This is a genomic window from Streptomyces sp. NPDC021225 (genome assembly GCF_044332865.1).
Classification (GTDB): domain Bacteria; phylum Actinomycetota; class Actinomycetes; order Streptomycetales; family Streptomycetaceae; genus Streptomyces.
The window spans coordinates 1,069,454-1,089,228 of the sequence record NZ_JBIRPV010000001.1 but is presented as its reverse complement, the minus strand read 5'-3'; the positions used below and the strand labels follow the sequence as shown (position 1 = coordinate 1,089,228).

The 19,775-nt window shown below is 73.4% G+C and carries 16 protein-coding genes and 1 pseudogene; 8 read left to right on the top strand and 9 right to left on the bottom strand.

Features of this window, described 5'->3' with window-relative positions; genetic code table 11:
• Positions 1–103: 103 nt before the first annotated feature.
• The 5 genes from ACH4S9_RS05035 to ACH4S9_RS05015 all read left to right on the top strand — a co-directional run bounded on the left by ACH4S9_RS05035 (position 104) and on the right by ACH4S9_RS05015 (position 4,678).
• Positions 104–700, top strand: coding sequence for a class I SAM-dependent methyltransferase (locus ACH4S9_RS05035; protein WP_398370515.1), 597 nt, complete (start codon positions 104–106; stop codon positions 698–700).
• Between the two features lie 249 nt (positions 701–949).
• A complete protein-coding gene (locus tag ACH4S9_RS05030; RefSeq protein WP_398369877.1) occupies positions 950–1,522 on the top strand; it encodes a Uma2 family endonuclease in 573 nt (190 codons plus the stop codon).
• Between the two features lie 98 nt (positions 1,523–1,620).
• Positions 1,621–2,538, top strand: coding sequence for an N-acetylmuramoyl-L-alanine amidase (locus ACH4S9_RS05025; protein ID WP_398369875.1), 918 nt, complete (start codon positions 1,621–1,623; stop codon positions 2,536–2,538).
• 165 nt (positions 2,539–2,703) lie between these two features.
• Positions 2,704–3,531: a hypothetical protein gene (locus ACH4S9_RS05020; RefSeq protein WP_358843984.1), complete on the top strand. Its 828-nt coding sequence runs from the start codon at positions 2,704–2,706 to the stop codon at positions 3,529–3,531.
• A gap of 136 nt (positions 3,532–3,667) precedes the next feature.
• Positions 3,668–4,678 (top strand): LLM class F420-dependent oxidoreductase, encoded by a 1,011-nt coding sequence (locus ACH4S9_RS05015; protein ID WP_398369872.1) that lies wholly within the window; start codon positions 3,668–3,670, stop codon positions 4,676–4,678.
• A gap of 55 nt (positions 4,679–4,733) precedes the next feature.
• Here ACH4S9_RS05015 and ACH4S9_RS05010 read toward each other — a convergent pair whose 3' ends face one another.
• The 3 genes from ACH4S9_RS05010 to ACH4S9_RS05000 all read right to left on the bottom strand — a co-directional run bounded on the left by ACH4S9_RS05010 (position 4,734) and on the right by ACH4S9_RS05000 (position 8,034).
• Complete coding sequence (locus tag ACH4S9_RS05010) at positions 4,734–5,831, bottom strand: prenyltransferase (RefSeq protein ID WP_398369870.1); 1,098 nt, start codon at positions 5,829–5,831, stop codon at positions 4,734–4,736.
• Positions 5,828–6,571 (bottom strand): methyltransferase domain-containing protein, encoded by a 744-nt coding sequence (locus ACH4S9_RS05005; protein WP_311722852.1) that lies wholly within the window; start codon positions 6,569–6,571, stop codon positions 5,828–5,830. Before ACH4S9_RS05005 ends, ACH4S9_RS05010 begins: the two co-directional genes overlap by 4 nt.
• A 74-nt stretch (positions 6,572–6,645) precedes the next feature.
• Complete coding sequence (locus ACH4S9_RS05000) at positions 6,646–8,034, bottom strand: glycosyltransferase family 4 protein (protein ID WP_311722851.1); 1,389 nt, start codon at positions 8,032–8,034, stop codon at positions 6,646–6,648.
• A 365-nt stretch (positions 8,035–8,399) separates the two neighbouring features.
• On the opposite strand from ACH4S9_RS05000, the gene ACH4S9_RS04995 reads away from it, so the two are divergent.
• Both ACH4S9_RS04995 and ACH4S9_RS04990 read left to right on the top strand, forming a co-directional pair.
• Positions 8,400–9,050 (top strand): TetR family transcriptional regulator, encoded by a 651-nt coding sequence (locus tag ACH4S9_RS04995; RefSeq protein ID WP_311722850.1) that lies wholly within the window; start codon positions 8,400–8,402, stop codon positions 9,048–9,050.
• A gap of 124 nt (positions 9,051–9,174) precedes the next feature.
• Positions 9,175–9,795: a response regulator transcription factor gene (locus ACH4S9_RS04990; RefSeq protein WP_352131258.1), complete on the top strand. Its 621-nt coding sequence runs from the start codon at positions 9,175–9,177 to the stop codon at positions 9,793–9,795.
• Positions 9,796–10,026: 231 nt separating this feature from the next.
• Here ACH4S9_RS04990 and ACH4S9_RS04985 read toward each other — a convergent pair.
• The 6 genes and pseudogenes from ACH4S9_RS04985 to ACH4S9_RS04960 form a co-directional block, all read right to left on the bottom strand.
• Positions 10,027–10,752 (bottom strand): annotated as a pseudogene (locus ACH4S9_RS04985) (ATP-binding cassette domain-containing protein); the annotation flags it as partial.
• A gap of 916 nt (positions 10,753–11,668) precedes the next feature.
• On the bottom strand, positions 11,669–13,462 hold the full coding sequence (locus tag ACH4S9_RS04980) for an ABC transporter ATP-binding protein (protein WP_398369866.1): 1,794 nt from the start codon (positions 13,460–13,462) through the stop codon (positions 11,669–11,671).
• 164 nt (positions 13,463–13,626) lie between these two features.
• A complete protein-coding gene (locus tag ACH4S9_RS04975; RefSeq protein ID WP_385341702.1) occupies positions 13,627–13,764 on the bottom strand; it encodes a SapB/AmfS family lanthipeptide in 138 nt (45 codons plus the stop codon).
• A 72-nt stretch (positions 13,765–13,836) separates the two neighbouring features.
• Positions 13,837–16,620 carry a class III lanthionine synthetase LanKC gene (lanKC, locus tag ACH4S9_RS04970; protein WP_398369863.1) on the bottom strand — a complete coding sequence of 928 codons (2,784 nt, stop codon included), beginning with the start codon at positions 16,618–16,620 and terminating at the stop codon, positions 13,837–13,839.
• A 132-nt stretch (positions 16,621–16,752) separates the two neighbouring features.
• Positions 16,753–17,013, bottom strand: coding sequence for a ferredoxin (locus ACH4S9_RS04965; protein WP_311722845.1), 261 nt, complete (start codon positions 17,011–17,013; stop codon positions 16,753–16,755).
• Positions 17,013–18,479 carry an aldehyde dehydrogenase gene (locus tag ACH4S9_RS04960; protein ID WP_358843991.1) on the bottom strand — a complete coding sequence of 489 codons (1,467 nt, stop codon included), beginning with the start codon at positions 18,477–18,479 and terminating at the stop codon, positions 17,013–17,015. Before ACH4S9_RS04960 ends, ACH4S9_RS04965 begins: the two co-directional genes overlap by 1 nt.
• A gap of 134 nt (positions 18,480–18,613) precedes the next feature.
• Between ACH4S9_RS04960 and ACH4S9_RS04955 the strand changes: the two genes are divergently transcribed.
• The gene (locus ACH4S9_RS04955) at positions 18,614–19,711 is read left to right on the top strand and encodes an MBL fold metallo-hydrolase (RefSeq protein ID WP_311722843.1); all 1,098 of its coding nucleotides are present in this window, start codon (positions 18,614–18,616) and stop codon (positions 19,709–19,711) included.
• The last annotated feature ends 64 nt before the right edge of the window (positions 19,712–19,775 follow it).

Here is a 19,775-nt window from a genome sequence, read left to right as displayed (position 1 = left end):
GACCCCTCCTGCCTCCGCCCCCACCGAGACCCCCGAGACCCCCGAGACCTCCGGGTCCCCCGACGCCGCCACGCTCGCCGCGTTCCGCGCCGCGAAGGGCTTCATGCCCGTGGACGAGGGCCTCGCCCTGTACGCCGCCGCCGCTGACGCCGCCGGCGCGCTGCGGCTGCCGCTCCTGGAGGTCGGCACGTACTGCGGCCGCTCCACGATCCTGCTGGCCGCCGCCGCCCGCGCGGCGGGCACGGTCGCGATCACCGTCGACCACCACCGCGGCTCCGAGGAGCAGCAGCCCGGCTGGGAGTACCACGACCCGGAGGTCGTCGACCCGGAGGTCGGCCGGATGGACACCCTGCCGACCTTCCGCCGCACCCTCCACGCCGCCGGTCTCGAGGACCACGTCATCGCGGTCGTCGGCCGGTCCCCGCAGGCCGCGGCGATATGGGGCGGACCGGTCGGGCTGGTGTTCATCGACGGCGGCCACACCGACGAGCACGCGGCGGCCGACTACGAGGGCTGGACCCCGCACCTGGCCGCCGGCGGGCTGCTGGTGATCCACGACGTGTTCCCCGACCCGGCCGACGGCGGCCAGGCCCCGTACCGGATCTACCGCCGCGCGCTCACCTCCGGCGCCTTCGCGGAACTGTCCGTGACCGGCTCGCTGCGCGTTCTGCGGCGCGTGGGCGGGGGCGTGGCCGGCTGATTCTCTCCCCTGTCCCGCCCCTTCCTGACGGGCCCGGACGGGCACGACCCCCGCGCCTCCGCACACGTCCGCGCCCTCCATGGCGACCGCGGCGTCCACGCCTGGCCCGAGCAATGCCCGACAACCTCGGCCGGGCTTCGTGAACACTCGGCAGCCGACGCCATCCACTACGCTGACACCAGCCGGGCGACCGAGTCGGCGATCAGGGATCGAGGCCCGCACCGCTCCGTGACACGCCCGAAGGAAGCCGTGACCGCCGAACTCCCCGACTGGATGATCCCGCCCAGGCCGAGCGGCTGGGAAGCGGACGACCTCGATCACCTTCCCCAGGCACCGCGGCACACCGAACTGATCGACGGGGCCCTGATCTTCATGATGTCGCCGCGGCGGTCCCGGCACTCCCGGCTGGTGGAGAACCTGACCTTCGCCCTCCGGCAGGCGGCCCCGGCAGGACTCGAGACCGAGCGCGAGATGACCATTCGACTCGACAAGAAAAGTCGGCCCGAACCAGACATTCTGGTCACCACCGCCTCATACGACCCGGACCGCACCTGGTACGCACCCGAAGAGATCGCTCTGGTCATCGAGGTCGTCTCGGAGGAGTCGGCGGATCGCGACCGGTCCCTGAAGCCCTTCAAGTACGCACAGGCCAAGATCCCCCACTTCTGGCGCATCGAGGACGAGGCCGGCGCCCCCACCGTCCACACCTACGAACTCGACGACATGACCAGCACGTATGTGGCCACCGGCATCCACCGTGACCACTTGAAGGCAACCGTCCCCTTCTCCCTCGACATCGACCTCAAGAGCCTCGTGCCCTGACACCCTGACCCCGACCCGGCGCACCGCGCGACAAGGGCCCGCGACCGACCGTGCGCCCCGCCCGCGGGCCTTCACCCCGCACGGCTACCATCGCCCGGGTGTCGAACGGAAGCTTTCCCCCCAGCCCCGGCCGCCGCGGCGGAACCCTCGCGGTCGTGCTGACCGCGCTGGTGCCCGCCTGTCTCGCCGGCTGGCTGATCTGGGACTCCATGGGCGACTCGAAGAGCGGCGGCGTCGCTCCCCTGCCGACCGCCGACAGCACCTCGATCGCCCCGCCCCGGAGCGGCGGCCCGTCGGGCACGGCCACCCGAGATCCGGAGGGGGACAAGGGAGACCCCGGCCGGTCACTCGCCGGCAAGGTCGTGGTCATCGACCCCGGCCACAATCCACACAACCGCGACCACACCTCCGAGATCGCCCGCAGCGTCGACATCGGCACGGCGAAGAAGGAGTGCGACACCACCGGTACGGCCACCAACTCCGGCTATTCCGAGGCGTCTTTCACACTCGACGTCTCACGCCGCGTGCGCACCCTGCTCCAAGACCGGGGCGCCAAGGTCGTCTTCACCCAGGACGGCGACCGGGCGTACGGACCGTGCGTGGACGAGCGGGCGGAGATCGGCAACAAGGCGCACGCCGACGCGGTCGTCTCCGTCCACGCGGACGGCGCGGCGGCCGGGCAGCGCGGCTTCCATGTCATCCTGCCCGCCTCCGTACGCGGCGGCGACGCCGACACCTCGTCGATCACCGCGCCCTCCCGCCGCCTCGGCAAGCGGCTGGTCTCGGGCTTCGAAGCGGCGACCGGAGACGCGCCCGCCAACTACATGGGCGACGGGGACGGCCTGAAAGTGCGCGATGACCTCGGCGGACTCAATCTGTCCACCGTGCCGAAGGTGTTCATCGAGTGCGGCAACATGCGTGACCCGAAAGACGCGGCACAACTGACCGACGCGGCATGGCGGCAGCGCGCCGCACGGGGGATCGCACAGGGCATTACGGACTTCTTGAACGGTTAACGCAACAACTCTCCGAACGGCAGGTCACGAGCGGGACACCGATCGGATACCCCTGCTCACCGGCGGCAGAATCACCCGTACGATGGGGCACCACCCCCGACGCCTTCGCGCCATGCGCCCGGCGACTGCCGTCCGTACCGACGAAACCGACAAAGGACCTCTACGTTGAACATCCGCTCCCTCACTCGAGGCGACGGCGTGGTGATCGGAGCAGCGGTGTTGCTCTTCATCGCCTCGTTCCTCGACTTTTACTCGTACAGTTGCAGCGGTCAGTACTGCGGCAGCAGCCCCAGCGTCAACGGATGGAAGTCCGACTTCTTCCCGGTGCTGCCGTCGATCTTCCTGGCTGGTGTGATCGCTGCTGCTCTCATCGTCTCCGCGCGCTTCCAGCCCGCGGGCCGGAACCTCTTCGGGCTCTCGCTCGACCAGTGGGGCACCGCGCTCGCGGTGTTCGCCGCCTGGAGCTCGCTGTGGACGATCATCGGCGGGCCTGACGGACTCGACAAGGGCGTCGGCCAGATCCTCGGTCTGATCGCCAACCTCGCGCTGGCCGCGGGCGCCCTGCTCACGCAGCGCATCCCCGCCCTGAAGCTCCCGCTGATGAACGCCGCCGCCCCGGCGGCCGTGCCTCCGTACGGCGCCGCCCCGCAGCCCGGTTACGGCTACCCGGGCCCCGGCGGTGCGCAGCCCGGCGCCCCGGCCCCGTACGGTGCCCAGCCCGGTCAGCCCGGCCAGCCGTTCGGCGCCCAGCCGGGCGCGGGCCAGCCGACCCCGCCTCCGGCGGCGGCCGGCTCGGACTTCACCCCGTTCTGGTTCGCGGTGCCGGTCGCCCGCCCGCTGTACGCGGAGGACGGCTCGTCGTCGACCATCGCCGAGCTGGCCCCCGGCACCTGGTACCTCGCGGTCGAGCAGCGCGGTCAGGCGCTGGTCGCCCAGACGCAGGACGGCCGTCGTGGCGTTCTCCAGGACACCACGGGAATCCAGCGCGGCTGACGCCCACGGGAAACTCATCGGCCCCCCGCCCGGTCAAGGGCGGGGGGCCGTTGCCATTCCCGGACCCGGGCCGTACAGTCCGACCGTCACGCCACCTGACATACCGTCATGTCGCGCACGGGGATGGAGGGACGCCATGCGGCTCGGACTGGCGCTCGGCTACTGGGGCCGCGGCCCCGACCCCCGCCATCTGGAACTCGCCCGGCAGGCCGAGCGGTTCGGCTATCACTCCGTCTGGACGGCCGAGTCCTGGGGTTCCGACGCCTTCACCCCGCTCACCTGGATCGCCGCCCACACCAGCCGCGTCAGGCTGGGCACGGCCGTCGCACAGATGGCCGCCCGCACCCCCACCGCCACCGCGATGCACGCCCTCACCCTCGACCATCTCTCCGGCGGCCGGATGATGCTCGGCCTCGGGCTGTCCGGCCCGCAGGTCGTCGAGGGCTGGTACGGGCGCCCGTTCCCCAAGAGCCCGCTGACCGCCACCCGCGAGTACGTGGACGTCATCCGCCAGGTGCTGCGCCGCGAGGCCCCGGTGCGGCTGGACGGGCGATTCCATCCGCACCCGTACGCCGGGCCGGACGCCACCGGGCTCGGCAAGCCGCTGAAGCCGATCGTGCACCCGCTCCGGCCCGATCTGCCCCTCCTCCTCGGCGCCGAGGGCCCCAAGAACATCGCGCAGACGGTGCGGATCGCCGACGGCTGGCTGCCGCTGTACTGGTCGCCGCAGCGCACGGAGCTGTACGAGGCGGCGCTCGCCGAGGCGCCCGAGGGGTTCATGGTGGCGCCCATGGCCCAGGCCCGGGTGTGCGTGGACGTCGCCGAGGGGCTGCTGCCGGTGAAGGCGATGCTCGGCTTCTACATCGGCGGCATGGGCCACGCGGCCCGTAACTTCCACGCCGACCTGATGGCGCGCATGGGTTACGAGGAGGAGGCGCGGCGGGTCCAGGAGCTCTTTCTCGCGGGCCGCCGCGCGGAGGCGGTCCAGACGGTCCCGGACGCGTTCGCGGACGAGATCTCGCTGGTCGGGCCGCGCGAGCGGATCGCGGAGCGGCTGGAGCTGTGGCGCAAGGGGCCGGTGACCGACCTGCTGGTGACCGCGCCCGGCCCGGAGACGCTGCGGACGCTGGCCGACCTCAACAGCTGAACGACTGCTGAAGCCGGTCAACGGCCGACACCCGGGCCCGGCCCGGTCCGGCCCGCTACCCGCAGCAGTCCGAGTCCAGCCCGCGCGGCAGCCGCTCCCCGCCGAAGACCGCCGTGGTCGGCTCGTCCCCGCCGAGCGCGGCCACCGCCAGCAGCAGCGAGCCCGCGGTCCAGGTGGTGCGCTCCTCGGGCCAGACGGCGTCGTCGTCGAAGACGTACCCCGTCCAGTACATCCCGTCCCCCGCGCGCAGCGGGGACTGGATCCACTGGAGTATCTCCACCGCCCGGTCCGACTCCCCCATCACCCACAGGGCCAGGGCGAGTTCGCAGCTCTCGCCGCCGGTGACCCAGGGGTTGGTGGACAGGCAGCGCACGCCCAGGCCGGGGACGACGAAGCGGTCCCAGTCGGCCTCGATGCGCTCCTTGGCGTCCGCGCCGGTCAGGGCCCCGCCGAGCACCGGGTAGTACCAGTCCATCGAGTAGTGGTCCTTGTTGAGGAACCGCTCGGGGTGGTGGCGGATGGCGTGCCCCAGCAGCCCCGCCGACAGCTCCCAGTCCGGCTGGGGCTCCTCGCGGTGTTCCGCGATGGCCAGGGCGCAGCGCAGCGCCTGGTAGACGGACGAGGAGCCGGTGAGCAGGGCGTCGGTCGCCGCGGTGCCGTCGGCCTCGCGCCGCCAGCCGATCTGTCCGCCGGGCTGCTGGAGGCCGAGGACGAACTCGACGGCGGCGAAGACGGTCGGCCAGACGCGGTCCAGGAAGGCGTCGTCGCCGGTGGCCAGGTAGTGGTGCCAGACGCCGACGGCGACGTACGCGCAGAAGTTGGACTCCCGGCCGGGGTCGGTGGGGTGTGCGGCGTCGACCCCGCTCGCGATGTCGGGGTAGGCGGCGTACCAGGAGCCGTCGGGGTTCTGGTGGCGGGCCAGCCATTGGTACGCGGCCTCGGCGCGCTCCCGCTCGCCCGCCGCGTCCAGCGCCATCGCGGCCTCGATGTGGTCCCACGGGTCGAGGTGGTGGCCGCGGAACCACGGTATGGCCCCGTCGCCGCGCTGGACGGCGGCGATGCCCGCCACGGTCCGGGTGGCCTGTTCCGCGGTCAGCACGCCGGGCAGGACGAGGCGTTCGGTGCGGCCGGGCCCGGGGCCGAAGGCCGTCACGCCGCCCCCTGGGAGTCCTGGGCGGGGATGTGCGGCTTGGTCGCGTACGCCACGAAGCTCTTGCCGACGACCGGGTTGAGGGCCCGCTCGGCGAGCCGGGTGGCCATGGGCTTCTTCATGATGTCCCACACCAGCAGCTTGTGGTACGCCCGGACGGGCAGGGCCTTGTCGTTGTCCACCCCGAAGGCGCACTTGAGCCACCAGTAGGGGCTGTGCAGCGCGTGGGCGTGGTGGGTGCCGTAGGGGCGCAGCCCGGCCTCGCGCATCTTGCCGAGGAGTTCGTCGGCGCGGTAGATGCGGATGTGGCCGCCCTCGACCTCGTGGTACGCGTCGGACAGCGTCCAGCAGACCTTCTCCGGCCCGTAGCGCGGCACGGTGACCGCGATCCGGCCGCCGGGGCGCAGCACTCGCACCATCTCGGCGAGCACGCCCTTGTCGTCGGGTATGTGCTCCATCACCTCGGAGATGATGACGACGTCGAAGCTGTCGTCGGGGAAGGGCAGGGCCAGCGCGTCGCCCTCCATGGCGGTGGCCGTGGCGCCCGCGGGGGCCTCCCCGGCCTCCTTCATGGCGGCGAACCACTTGGCGACTTCCCGTATCTCCTCGCCGTTGCGGTCGAGGGCGACGACCCGCGCGCCGCGCCGGTAGCACTCGAAGGCGTGCCGGCCGGCGCCGCAGCCCAGGTCGAGCACGCGATCGCCTGGGGCGAGCGGGAAGCGGGAGAAATCCACGGTCAGCACGTGATCTGCCTTCTGATCAGGGGGAATCCGGCGGGTCGGGTCGGCGTGCGGGCGGGGGTCGGTGGGCCGGGCGGTCAGCCGGGACGGCGGGCGGCGGGCCGGGCGCGCAGGGATCCGGCCTGGGTCGCCTGGGCCGCGATGGCCTCGCGGTAGCGCTCCACCGTGCCGATCGCGGCCCGCTCCCAGGTGAAGTGCGCGAGGACCCGCTCCCGGCCCGCCGCGCCCAGCTTCCGGCGCAGCTCCGCGTCGCCCAGGAGCCGGGTGAGCGCGGCGGCGAGGGCGCCCGCGTCGCCGGGCGGCACCGCGAGACAGGTCTCGCCGTCGGGGCCCGCGACCTCGGGTATCGCGCCGCCGGTGGTGGCGACCAGCGGGGTGCCGGTGGCCATGGCCTCGGCGGCGGGGAGCGAGAACCCCTCGTACAGGGAGGGCACGCAGGCGATCTGCGCGCCGCGCACCAGGTCGACGAGTTCGGCGTCGCTGATGCCCTTGACGAACTCGACGGCGCCTTCGAGTCCGTACCGGGCCATCGCCTCGGCCACCGGGCCGGTCTCGGGGCGCTTGCCGACGACGACCAGATGCGCGTCGTCGTTCTCGGTGCGGACCTTCGCGAGCGCCTCCACGAGGTGGACCAGGCCCTTGAGCGGCACATCCGCGCTGGAGGTGGTGACGATCCGGCCGGGCACCTCGGGCACGGCGGGGTCGGGGGAGAACAGCCGCGTGTCCGCGCCGATGTGCACCACGTGCACCCGCCCCGGGCGCACCCCGAGGTGGCCGACGATCTCCCGGCGGGAGGAGCCGGAGACGGTGAGCACGGAGGGCAGCCGCCGGGCCACCCGCTTCTGCATCCGGGTGAAGCCGTACCAGCGGCGCACCGAGGCGCGGCGCTTCCAGTCGGGCGCGGCGTCCAGCTCCAACTGCCGGTCGACGGTGATCGGGTGATGGATGGTGGTCACCAGCGGGAAGCCGACGCGGTCCAGGCCCAGCAGCCCGTAGCCGAGGGTCTGGTTGTCGTGGACGACGTCGAACGCGCCGCGGCGGGCGGCGAGATGGCGGCGGGCGCGCAGGCTGAAGGTCAGCGGCTCGGGGAAGCCGCCGGTCCACATCGTGCCGACCTCCAGCGCGTCGATCCAGTCGCGGAACTCCTCGCGCCGGGGCGTGCGGAAGGGGTCGGGCTGCCGGTAGAGGTCGAGGCTGGGCAGCTCGGTGAGGGTGACGCCGTCCTCGTCGTCGAGGATCGGATACGGCTGGGCGCCGATGACCTCCACGGTGTGGCCGAGCCGGGCGAGTTCGCGGGAGAGGTGGCGTACGTAGACGCCCTGGCCGCCGCAGAACGGATTCCCCTTGTAGGTGAGCAGCGCGATCCGCAGCGGTCCGTCCGGATCCCCGGGATCCCTGTCGACGGCGGCTGGAGGTGTGTCGGGAGTTGGTCCGGTCCCGGTCTCCTGCGCGGCCTCAGCGGTCACTCGCGCCCCCTCCTAGGTGCAACTCAGCGGGAGCGTAACCGCTCGCGTTTATCTAGAACAAGTTTCACTAACGGATCGCCCGAGAAGTCTCGAAGATACCTGGTCAGGACATCGGCACCGGCGCCGGGAAGGGTGATCCGCACCACTGCGGGCACAGGTCGGGGCGTTGCGGCGACGCGCGGACGGCCCGCCGGATACTCGCGAGTAGCGCCGTCACCTGTCTCAACTGCGCAAACGCCGGTGTGGACGGCGACCCACCGCGCTAACCTAGAACGAGTTTCAGTGGTTCGCCACGCGCCCGTTCCGGCCCCCGGGACCGGCCGGCCGCCGGCGGATCACCTCTGTACCGCACCGAAGTGAGACAGATGACCGCAGAAGCCAAGCCGGCCTCCCTCCAGCTGACCGAGCGGCAGGAGGCGCGCCGTCGGCGGATCCTGCACGCCAGCGCCCGGCTGGCCAGCCGCGGCGGCTTCGACGCGGTGCAGATGCGCGAGGTCGCCGAGAACTCGGGCGTCGCCCTCGGCACGCTCTACCGCTACTTCCCGTCCAAGGTCCATCTGCTGGTCGCGACCATGCAGGACCAGCTCCAGCACATGCACGAGACGCTGCGCAAGCAGCCCCCGGCCGACGAGGAGCCCACCGCCCGGGTCGCCCAGACCCTGATGCGCGCCTTCCGGGCGCTCCAGCGCGAGCCGCATCTGGCCGACGCGATGGTCCGGGCCCTCACCTTCGCCGACCGCTCGGTCAGCCCGGAGGTGGACACCGTCTCCCGCCTCACCACCGCGATCATCCTCGACGCGATGGGGCTGGACGGACCGCCGACGCCCGAGCAGCTGTCCGCCGTGCGCGTCATCGAGCACACCTGGCACTCGGCGCTGATCACCTGGCTGTCGGGGCGCGCCTCCATCGCCCAGGTGAAGATCGACATCGAGACGGTCTGCCGGCTGATCGACCTCACCGCACCGGGGGCGCCAGGGGCGCAAGCGGCGCGCGCGACAGCAGAAAATCGCGAATAAGCTCTTTTGTGCGCCTGTGCGCTCCCCGTTGGCTCAATATGCGCGTTCACGGCAGGGGCAACCCCGGTAATCATCAACGACGCCCGGAACCGGGCAAAACCGCACGGGGTTGGAGGGACAGTACGTGATCCGGGTACTTCTGGTGCACGACTCTTGTTTGCTGCGATCCGCATTGGGGGGACTGATCGACGCCGAGCCGGACATCGAAGTGACGACGACATCGTGGCGTGACGCGCGATGCAGAGCCCGCTCGATACGACCACACGTCTGTGTGGTGGACACCCACTGTCCGGGCTCGGACGGGGCCGCGAGAAAGGGAGAATTAGCCAAGATATCGGGCGAGATATCGGGCAAGGACGGCCGGGGCGAGCTGTTGGTGCTTGCGGACGCGGAGCGGCCGGGGCCGCTGCGGCGGGCCCACGAGGCGCGGGCCCTCGGCTACATCGACCGGAACGCCCCGCCGCACCGGCTGCTGGACGGCATCCGGAGCGTCGCGAAGAAGGAGCGGTTCATCGACGACTCCTTGGGCTACGGCTTTCTCCAGGCGGCCCGGATGCCGCTGACCGCACGTGAGTTGAGCGTGCTCTCACTGGCCGCCGAAGGCGCCTCGGTCGCCGAGATCGCCCGCAGCCTGCACCTGTCCAACGGGACCATACGGAACTACATGGCCGCGATCACCCGGAAGACCGGGGCGCGCAACCGCGTGGACGCCATCCGCATCTCCCGGGGCAAGGGCTGGCTCTGAGAGCCCGCCGTCCCAGCTTCCCGCGAGATCGCGATAGAGCGCCGAGCGCTCCAGCAGCTCGGCATGGCGGCCGCAGACCGTGTGCCGACCGTCCATGACCAGCACGCGCCCGGCCCGGCGCGCCGAGCTGACGCGGTGGGCGATCACGATCAGCGTGGTACCGGGGCGCCGCGCGAAGGCCCGCTCCGCGCGGGCCTCGGCGGCCGGGTCGAGATGGCAGGTCGCCTCGTCGAGCAGCACCACGGGGGCGGGGGAGAGATAGGCGCGGGCGAGCGCGATCAGCTGGCGCTCCCCCGCGGACAGCGCGGCCGGGTCGACGTCGGCGCCCGGCCCGCCGAGCCGGGACAGCAGCGCGCCGAGCCCCATCTCGTCGGCGACGGCGGTCAGTTCGGCGTGGGTGGGGGCATCGGGCTCGGGGCACAGATAGCGGAGGTTGTCGGCGAGGGTGCCCGAGAAGACGTACGCCTCCTGCGGAATCAGCACCCGCGGCGCCCCCGCGGGCCCCCGTACGGGCTCGCCGCACACCCGGATCTCCCCCGACCGCGGCTCCAACAGCCCCGCGATCAGACCCGCCAGCGTCGACTTGCCGATCCCGCTCGGCCCGACCACGGCCAGATGACCACCCGCCGGCACGCGGAGGTCCAGGCCTTGGACGACGGGCGCGGCGCGGTCGCCGTAGGCGAAGGTGACCGAGCGCAGCTCAACGGCGGCGGGGGCGGGGTCGGGGCCCGATGGGGCCCGTCCCGGCGCGGCGGGGAGCGCCGCGCCGGCGGGGGGCGTCGGGCGAAGGGCCGTCTCCTGGGCGCCCGCGCCGGGGCTCCTCCCCGCAGGCCCTGCGCCCAGGCCCGTCCCCGGGGCGCCCGCGGCGAGTCCCGCCCCGGGGGCCGGTTCCGCGGGGGCGGTCAGCCGGCGGATCACTACCGCGAGTCGGGAGCCGCCTGTACCGAGTGCCTGCATCAGGCTCTGGAGGGCGGGCAGCAGCGACTGCTGGAGGTAGACCAGCGCCCCCACCAGGGCGCCCGGCGTGACCCCCCGCGCCAGCAGCCAGGGGGCGGCCGCCAGCAGCAGTACGACGGGCAGCCGCCCGCCGACACCCGTCGCGAGCACGCGCACCACGCCCCAGCGGGCGAGGGCGCGCGCCGCGCGGTACTCGGCGTCGATCCGCTCGCCCGCGGCCGCGCCGACCGGCTTCTCCGCCCCCGCCGCGGTGATGTCCCGCAGCCCGGAGGCGACGGCGCCGAGCGTCTCCGCGATGTTCTCGTCCGCTTCGAGGAAGGCCTCCTGACGGCGGGCCATCGGACGCAGCGTCGCCAGGAACAGCGCGAGTCCGAGGACCAGCGGCGGGAGGACGACGAGCAGCAGGACCGGGGCGAGCGAGAAGAGGCCGACCAGCGCGCCGGCCGCGACGAACACGAACGAGCGGGAGACCATGACCAGGCCCGCGAAGGTGTCGCGGGCGATCTCCACCTGGTGGGTGAGCCGGGAGACCGCCGTGCTGCCCGCGCCCCCGCCCTCGTCCCCGCCCACGGCCCGCGTCACGACGCGCCGCACGAGCCCGTCGCGCAGCGGCTCGACGAGGGTGGCCACCGCGCCGTAGACGCGGCCGGTGCCGTACGCGCCGAGGGCCACGGCCAGCGCGGCGAGCCCCAGCCAGGCCAGCCCGACGCCCCGCTCCCCCGCCAGGAACCCGTCGTCCAGGGCGCGGGCCAGCGCGTATCCGCCCAGGAACGTCTGCCCGGACTCCAGCACCGACCACGCCGCGAGCCGCGCGAGCACCCGGCGCCGCCCCCACAGAAAGCGAATGCCCTCGGCATATGGCCCCGGCCTGCCCCCGCCGCGCCCCGCCCGGCCGCCCCTTTTATACCGGCCGGATTCAGCCACCCTGAACGCCCCCGTCCGCATATGGCACTTCCGATACGTCCTGCTCGCCGGATACATCCGGGTCAACGAACACCGCCCGGTACCCGGCCAGTTCCCAGAGGTCCGCGTGGCGGCCCGCGGCCCGGACCCGCCCGTCCTCCAGCCAGACCACCAGATCCGCGCGGGCCGCAGTCGCCGCGCGGTGCGCGACGATCACCCGGGTGCGGGGCCGCCGGGCGCCGGGGAGGCGGCCGGACAGGGCCCGGCTCACCCGCAGCTCGGTGACGGTGTCCAGGCTCGATGTCGCGTCGTCGAGGATCAGCAGCCGCCCGTCATGGGCGAAGGCCCGGGCCAGACCCAGGCGTTGGGTCTCGCCACCCGACAGCGGCGCGCCCGCGCAGGGCGTGTCGTACCCGTCCGGGAGCAGCCGTACGAAGTCGTCGGCGCAGGCGGCGCGCGCCGCCTCGACCACCCGCCCGGGCGGCGCCGGAGCGGGCCCCAGCGCGATGGTCCCGCCGATCGTGCCGCCGAGCAGCGCGGGGCGTTCGAAGGCGTAGCCGATCGCGCGGCGCAGCGCGTCGTGGGTGAGTTCGGGCAGTGGCACGCCGTCGAGCAGCACTTGGCCGCCGTCCGGGTCGGCGAGCCGCCCGGCGAGCGCGGCCAGCGTCGACTTGCCGGAGCCGGAGCGGCCGACCACGGCGAGGCAGCGCCCGCCCGGCACCACCAGGTCGACGCCGCTCAGCACCGCCCGCCCGCCGCGCACCGCCCGGACGTCGCGCAGCTCCAGCGTCCCGTCCCCGGGCGGCAGCGGGCGCGTGCCGTACGCGGTGGCGGGCTCGGCCAGGACGGGCGCGAAGCGACGGGCGGCGGTGCGGCTGCGCACCAGGCCGTTGAGGTGGCCGACCAGCATGCCGACGCCGGTGGCCAGCACCGCGTAGCGGGCGGCGGCCAGCAGGCTGCCGACGCTCAGCGCCCCCGCCGTCAGCCGCAGCCCGGCCACCGCCAGCACGGCGATCTGGAGGAGCGGGACGATCGCGGCGGCCCACGCGGCGGAGCGGCCCTGGACCCGCCACATGCGGTGCCCCTGACGGCTGAGCTCCGGCAGCGGCGCGAGCACCCGCGCCCGTTCCCGGCCGGCCGTCCCGGCCGCCGCGATGGTCCGCGCCCCGCCCAGCGCCTCCACCAGGCGGCCCGCGATCTCGCCCTGGCTGTGCTGGTAGCGGGCGACGCTGTCGGTGGTGTCCCGGACGAAGGAACGCAGCGAAGCGGCGAGCAGCGGCAGCCCGAGGAGGAACGCGAGGGCGAGCCAGGGGTCGATGAGGGCCAGCGCGACCAGCCCGCCGACCGGGGTGACGACGGCGGCGAGCGCCGAGGCGAGCGCGGTCGGCGCGGTCCCGGCCTGCGCGGCGTTCCCCACGAGCCGGGTCACCAGGTCCCCGGGCGCGAGCCGCCGTCCCGCGCGCGGCCCGGCGCGCAGCGTATGGCGCAGCAGACGGCGCCGCAGCCAGGCGATGGAGCGGGCGTTGGCGGTGCCGGTGAGGAGCGAGTCCAGCGCGTCCAGCACGACGAGCAGGCAGGTGAGCCCCGCGCTCCCCAGCACCCAGCGCCCGGCCGCCGCGCCATGGGGGTCGGCGAGCAGGGCGTCGAGCGTACGGCCGAGGACGGCGGGAAGCGCGAGCCCGACGGCGGCCGACGCGGTGCTGACGCAGAACACCGCGACCCCGCGGCCGAGACTGCGCCGCAGCAGCTGCCGCAACAGCCCGTCGCCCGCCCGCCCTTCGGCGTCTGTGCTGGTGGAAGAAGCCATACGCGGCAGGTCCTCGCCTCCTCGCGAGTGTGCGTGGCAGGTCAGGCGGGCCGGAAGCGCCGCGAAACCCCGCACCGGTCCGGAAGCCCGGCGCGAGGTCCGCGGGGACGCGGCCCCGGGCGGGTGATCCGCCAGGGCCGCGTCAGTGTGAGACCGTCAGGCCGTCACAGACACAGCAGGTTGCTGTGCGAGCTGTGCTTGTCGCAGAGCAGCAGGCTGACGCTGCTCTCGTCGCCGCCACCGCCACCGCCGAAGTCCTCGGACTGTTCGGTCTCGAGCGTCTGGAGGTCGAGAAGTGTCATGATCGTTCCTCTCTCTCAATATTCCCTGGGGATGGGTTTTCTTGCTACGGCCCCCCTCGCGGAGGGCCGGTCCTAGAGCCGCCGGAGCGGCGGCAGAAAGGGCAGGCCGACGGGTTCGCCGGAGCGCGGCGGCGGTGCGCACGCCGCGCCGAGCGCGAGCAGGCAGCCCGCGGTCCCGGTGGCCAGATCCATGGAAAGTCGCATCATCTGCTCGCCGGGGAAGGCGAGATGACCCTGGTACCGCACGGCGTACCAGCCCAGGCTCGCGATCTGCGCGGCGAGCCGTTCGGGCGCGAGGTCCGGGGTGGTGGTGCGGCCGAGGTGCAGCACCATTCCGGCGCGGCCGTTGAACAGCCCCGGCTGGGCGTAGTAGCGCAGGGACGCCGCGGCCGCGATGGAGCCGCGCGCCGCCTCGAAGTCGTCGTCGGCGCGGTGGGCGAGCCAGCTGTCGAGGACCATCCCGATCCCGACGCTTCCCGCGCCCAGGTACGGCATGGTGCGGAAGCCCTCGTCGACGAGCAGGGTGCCGTGGCGGTCCGGGACGCAGCGGTCGAGGTCCTGGCGGAGCGCGGTGGCGGCGAGGTCGAGCAGCGCGGGGTCGCCGGAGTGCTCGTACAGCCGCAGGAAGAGCAGCGCCGGGCCGGACGCGCCGTGCAGCAGCCCGGCCCGCCTGCCGGTCAGCCGCGCGCCGCCGGCCTGTCTGTCCGCGAGCAGCCGCGCCGCCTCCGAGGCCCGCTCGCGCAGCCCCGGCTCGCCGGTCGCGCGGGCGAGGTGGTCCAGCGCCAGGCCGACGCCCGCGAGGCCGCCGTGCAGGTCGGGCGCCAGCCGCTGCCACTTCTCGTCCAGCACCCGCTCGATGAGTTCCAGCGCGCGCTGCGGGTGGCCGAGCCGCTCCAGGACGTACGCCACGCCCGCCAGCCCGTCGTAGAAGCCGAGCGGGGTGGAGCGCGGGGGCGGGGCGGTGTGCTTCAGCAGCCACTCCTCCCCCGCCTCGTACCGCCCGGCGCCGGTCAGATCGAGGGCGTGGAGGACGCCCGCCGCGCCGTGGGCCACCCCGAGCCCGCCGCCGTCGGCGAACTGGCCGATGTCGCCCGGGAAGAGCCGGTCGTCGCGCTCGGGCGTGGCCGAGGCGAGGATGGCGCGGGCCATCGAGTCGCGGCTGCGGGGCCAGTCGGCGGGGTCCACCGGCACATACGAGCCGCCGCCGCGGCCCGCCACCGCCGCCCCCGACCCGGCCGACCCCATCCCAGCCGACCCCGTCCCGGCCGCCGCGACACCACCGGCCGCCGCCGACCCGGCGCCACCACCCGCCACCGGGCCCGCGTCGCCGCGCGCCCCGCCCGCGATCACCTTCACCGCCTCGTCCAGAAAGGCCCGGTCCACCGGGAACTGCGCGGCCGCCACCTCCGCCAGGTGCGCCGCCTTCCCCCGGTCCACCACCAGCAGCGTGGTCATCGGCACGAAGAGGGCCAGCCGCAGACACGCGAGCGCGTAGCGGTCGACCTCGAAGCCGCGGCGGTCCAGCGGCGCGACGAAGCCTGGGTGGGCGATGGCCTGCCGCCGCCCCTCGCCGACGTGCGCGGCCGCCTCGAAGTCCAGCAGCATGACGGACAACTCGTCGGGGCTGACCATGATGTTGAACATGTGCAGGTCGTTGAAGACCACCCCGCGCCCGTGGACCGCGGCGACGGCCTCCTCGACCGCGCCGTGGATCCGCAGCGCCCAGCGGGTGTACTCGGCGACCGCGGCGGGGTCGGGCTCGGCGGCCAGCAGCGGGTGGCGCCGCGCGAAGAAGGAGTTGAGGGTGCGGCCCGCGACATGGTCCATGACCAGGAAGCGGTGGTCGCCCAGGGTGAACCAGTCGCGCACCTCGGGCGCCACGCCCAGCCCGGACAGCCGCTCCAGCGCGGCCTTCTCCCGCTCCAGGCGGGTCACCGCGTCCGCCCCGTCGGAGGCCAGCCCGGCGTACGGGCGCGCCTCCTTGAGAACGACCTTCTCGCCGCTGCGGGTGTCCGTCCCCACATAGACCCCGCCGCCGTTGGAGAAGTGCAGGGCCTTCTCGATGCGGTACGGCAGGTCGGCGGTCGTGGTGGCGTTTCGGGCCGCGAGCTGCGGCGCGAGGAAGTCGGGCAGCGTCACCCATTCCGGGACGTGGAAGGCGGGGTCGCGGCGGTCGGGGACGAGCCTGCCGGTCGGGTCCTCGATGGCGGGCACGAGCGCGCCGCCGGAGCCGGAACCGGAGCCCGAGTCTTCGGCGTCCGCGCCATCGACACAGTAGCGCTGCGCGAAGCCGCCGTATCGCACATACAGCGGGCCGTCCTGCCAGCGCAGATCGGTGAGGATGTACGGGCCCGGCTCCCCCGCCAGCAGCTCACCCAATTCACGGAGAATGGTGTGGAGTTCCGCCTCGTCCGCCGGATAGATGGTGGCGAACTTTCCGCTGGAGCCCCGCCCCGCGTATTTCGAGTTGCGCAGGAGCAGCGCATGCGCGGCGGGCACGAATTTGAAGGGTATTTCCCTGGGAACGCAGTAGTCCCAGACCTTGGCCGCGGTTTTCTCCGCGTTGTCGAGGCAGGCCGAGACATGCACCTTCCAGCCCTGGCTCGGCCGGCCCGGTCGCGGAGTGCCGTCCTCCCGCACGGGGCTGACGTGCAGCCAGTCCCCGGAGACGAAGCTGTCCCAGCCCACGGGCGCGGGGCGCTGCGCGGCCTCATAAAAGGAGTCGGAGCCCGTTGCGCCGGAATCCGTGACGCCGGAATTACTCGCTTCGGCGGCCGGGCGGCGGGCGGACAGTCGGTCGGGGGTCTCATAGAAATATCTGTCGGCAAGACAGAAGACCTCATACCTCTTGTCCATCGAGCCCCCCTCGGCGGTGATGGCCTAGAGATTTCCACGCCGCCGCCGAGGGGAACAGTCACATCCGTCATGAACAGACCGTGCAATACGCATGAGTAAGTTCGATGAACAGAAGTTCGAAATTCGGCGCGCTCATTCCTCCGGCGGGAACACCTGCTCGCCTCGGGAACCCCCGTCCCCGCCCGCCGCGCCCCCGACGAGCCGGATGGCGATGGCCTCGACCGGGCATCCCTCGGCCGCCGCCAGCACCGCCTCCGACGCGTCCGTCTCCACCGCGACCGGATGCGACTGCCGTGCCCCGTCGAGCCGGAACCCGCCGGGCGCGGAGCTCACGCACAGCCCCGAGCCGATGCAGACGTCGCGGTCCACCTCGATGTGCCAGCGGTCGCCCATCAGCCCTGCTCCCCGTCCCAGCCCTGCGGCAGGTGGATCATCTTGTGCTCCAGGAACGAGGAGAAGCCCTCGGGCCCGAACTCCCGCCCCAGGCCGGAGTTCTTGTAGCCGCCGAACGGCCCGAGCATGTCGAGGCTGAAGGTGTTGACGGAGTACGTGCCGGTGCGAATCCTGCGTGCGATGTCGATGCCGTGCGCCACGTCCGCGGTCCATACGCTGCCGGACAGGCCGTAGTCGGAGTCGTCCGCGATGCGCACCGCCTCCGCCTCGTCCCGGTACGGCAACAGACAGATCACCGGCCCGAAGATCTCCTCGCGGGCGATGCGCATGGTGTTCTCCACATCGCCGAAGAGCGTCGGCTCGACGTACCAGCCCTTCTCCAGGTCCGCCGGGCGCCCACCGCCCGTCAGCACCTTGGCGCCCTCTCGCTGCCCGGTGGCGATGTAGTCGAGCGACCGCTGCTGCTGCCGCCGGGCCACCAGCGGGCCGACCTGGGTCGCGGGGTCCAGCGGGTCGCCGACGACCAGGGCCGAGGCGGCGGCCGAGAGGCGCTCGGCGATCTCGTCGTAGTGGCTGCGCGGGGCGAGGATACGGGTCTGGGCGACACACGCCTGCCCGTTGTTCATCCACGCGTTGGGCACGATCCCGGCGACCGCCGCGTCCAGGTCGGCGTCCGGCAGGATCACCGCGGCGGACTTCCCGCCCAGCTCCAGCGTCACCCGGGTCAGATTGCGCGAGGCGACCTCCATGACCCGCTTGCCGCCCGCGACCGAGCCGGTGAAGGACACCTTGTCCACGCCCGGGTGCCCGACCAGGTACTCGCTGACCTCGCGGTCGGCCGGGAGGATCGACAGCACCCCCTCCGGCAGCCCGGCCCCGGCCACGATCTCCGCCAGGATGTAGGAGTCCAGCGGGGTCTCGGGCGAGGGCTTGAGGATCACCGAACACCCGGCCAGCAGCGCGGGCGCCAGCTTCGCCGCCGCCGTGAACTGCGGGACGTTCCACGGCACCACCGCCGCGACCACCCCGACCGGCTCCCGCCGCACCAGCAGCGGCCCCAGCACCCCGGCGCGCCGCTCCTCGAAGACGAAGCCGCGCGCCACCGTGATCGCGGAGTCCCACACCATCAGCGCGCCGAGCGCCTGGCCCAGAACGCTCCAGGAGTACGGGGAACCGTTCTGCGCGCTGATGGACTTGGCGATCTCCTCGTGGCGGGTGGCGACGGCGTCCTTGATGCGGGTGACGACCGCGATCCGCTCCTCCAGCGAGGCCCGGGCCCAGGTGCCCTCCTCGAAGGCGGTGCGCGCCGCCGCGACCGCCCGGTCCACGTCCTCGCGCGAGGCGTGCGGCACCCTCCCGATGACCGCCTCGGTGTGCGGCGAGACCACCTCGATCACGTCCGTACCGGCCGGATCGGCCAATGTGCCGCCGATGAAGAGCTGTCCGTGCTCGATGAGGTCGCTCATCGCCGAGCCTCCCGCCGCTCGCCCAGATCTGACGCTGAATCTGAAATCTGACGCTGCATCAGAACTGATACCAGTTCCAGTTATAGTGGGCAATGCTCGCGCGGCCCGCGGGAGCGGCCGGCCGGGAGAGAGGGATGTCCATGGCGGGGGCGGCGAAGAAGGAAGGCACCGGCCCAGGGGTCACGGACCACGGCGGCGGGGTGTGGAGCATCCCGGTCCCCATCCCGGACAACCCCCTCGGCCACACCCTCGTCCACCTCCTCGACACCGACCGCGGCCCGGTCCTGATCGACACCGGCTGGGACGACCCGACGGCCTGGGACACCCTCACCGCGGGCCTCGCCGCCTGCGGCACCTCGGTCTCCGCCATACACGGCGTGCTCATCACCCACCACCACCCCGACCACCACGGGCTGTCCGCCCGGGTGCGCGAGGCCTCCGGCGCGTGGATCGCCATGCACGCCGCCGACGCCGAGGTCGTCCGCCGCACCCGCGAGGCCGAACCCACCCGCTGGCTCGGCTATCTCGCCGTAAAGCTCGCCGCCGCCGGAGCACCCGAGGAACACCTCGCCCCGCTGCGCGCCGCCCGCGCGTCCGGCCGCGCCTCCGGCCAAACCGACGCTCTCCCGGGCACACGCGCCGCCCAGCCCGACCGCCACATCACCCCGGGCGAACTCCTCGACCTGCCCGGCCGCCGGCTGCGCGCCGTCTGGACCCCCGGCCACACCCCCGGCCATGTCTGTCTGCACCTCGAAGAAGCCCACCCGGCGGCGGGCGAGGGCATGCCCGGCCACGGCCGGCTGTTCTCCGGCGACCATCTGCTGCCCGAGATCAGCCCCCACATCGGCCTGTACGAGGACCCCGACGACGCCACCGTCACCGACCCCCTCGGCGACTATCTGGACTCCCTCGAACGCGTCGCCGCCCTCGACCCGGCCGAGGTGCTCCCCGCCCACCAGCACGCCTTCACCGACGCCCCGGGCCGGGTGCGGGCCCTGCTGCGCCACCACGAGGAGCGGCTGGCCGGGCTGCGCGCCCTGCTGCTCGGCGCGCCGCTGACGCCGTGGCAGCTGGCCGAGGCCATGGAGTGGAACCGCCCCTGGGCCGATATCCCCTACGGATCGCGGAATATCGCGGTTTCGGAGGCCGAGGCGCATCTGCGCCGCCTGGTGAAGCAGGGCCGGGCGGAGCCGGTGCCCGGCACGGACCCGGTGGCGTACCAGGCGGTTTGAGTCTCCCTCAGGGGTGGAGGCGACAGTGATCCACAGCTAACCTTGCCCCCGTTCGGCCGTGCCG

Bases quoted from the DNA above. Each gene is read 5' to 3' on its own strand.
- ACH4S9_RS04955 (WP_311722843.1), top strand. From the start codon at position 18,614: ATGTCCATGGCGGGGGCGGCGAAGAAGGAAGGCACCGGCCCAGGGGTC.
- lanKC (WP_398369863.1), bottom strand. From the start codon at position 16,620: ATGGACAAGAGGTATGAGGTCTTCTGTCTTGCCGACAGATATTTCTAT.
- ACH4S9_RS04960 (WP_358843991.1), bottom strand. From the start codon at position 18,479: ATGAGCGACCTCATCGAGCACGGACAGCTCTTCATCGGCGGCACATTG.
- ACH4S9_RS04995 (WP_311722850.1), top strand. From the start codon at position 8,400: ATGACCGCAGAAGCCAAGCCGGCCTCCCTCCAGCTGACCGAGCGGCAG.
- ACH4S9_RS04975 (WP_385341702.1), bottom strand. From the start codon at position 13,764: ATGACACTTCTCGACCTCCAGACGCTCGAGACCGAACAGTCCGAGGAC.
- ACH4S9_RS04965 (WP_311722845.1), bottom strand. From the start codon at position 17,013: ATGGGCGACCGCTGGCACATCGAGGTGGACCGCGACGTCTGCATCGGC.
- ACH4S9_RS05035 (WP_398370515.1), top strand. From the start codon at position 104: ATGCCCGTGGACGAGGGCCTCGCCCTGTACGCCGCCGCCGCTGACGCC.
- ACH4S9_RS04980 (WP_398369866.1), bottom strand. From the start codon at position 13,462: ATGGCTTCTTCCACCAGCACAGACGCCGAAGGGCGGGCGGGCGACGGG.
- ACH4S9_RS05015 (WP_398369872.1), top strand. From the start codon at position 3,668: ATGCGGCTCGGACTGGCGCTCGGCTACTGGGGCCGCGGCCCCGACCCC.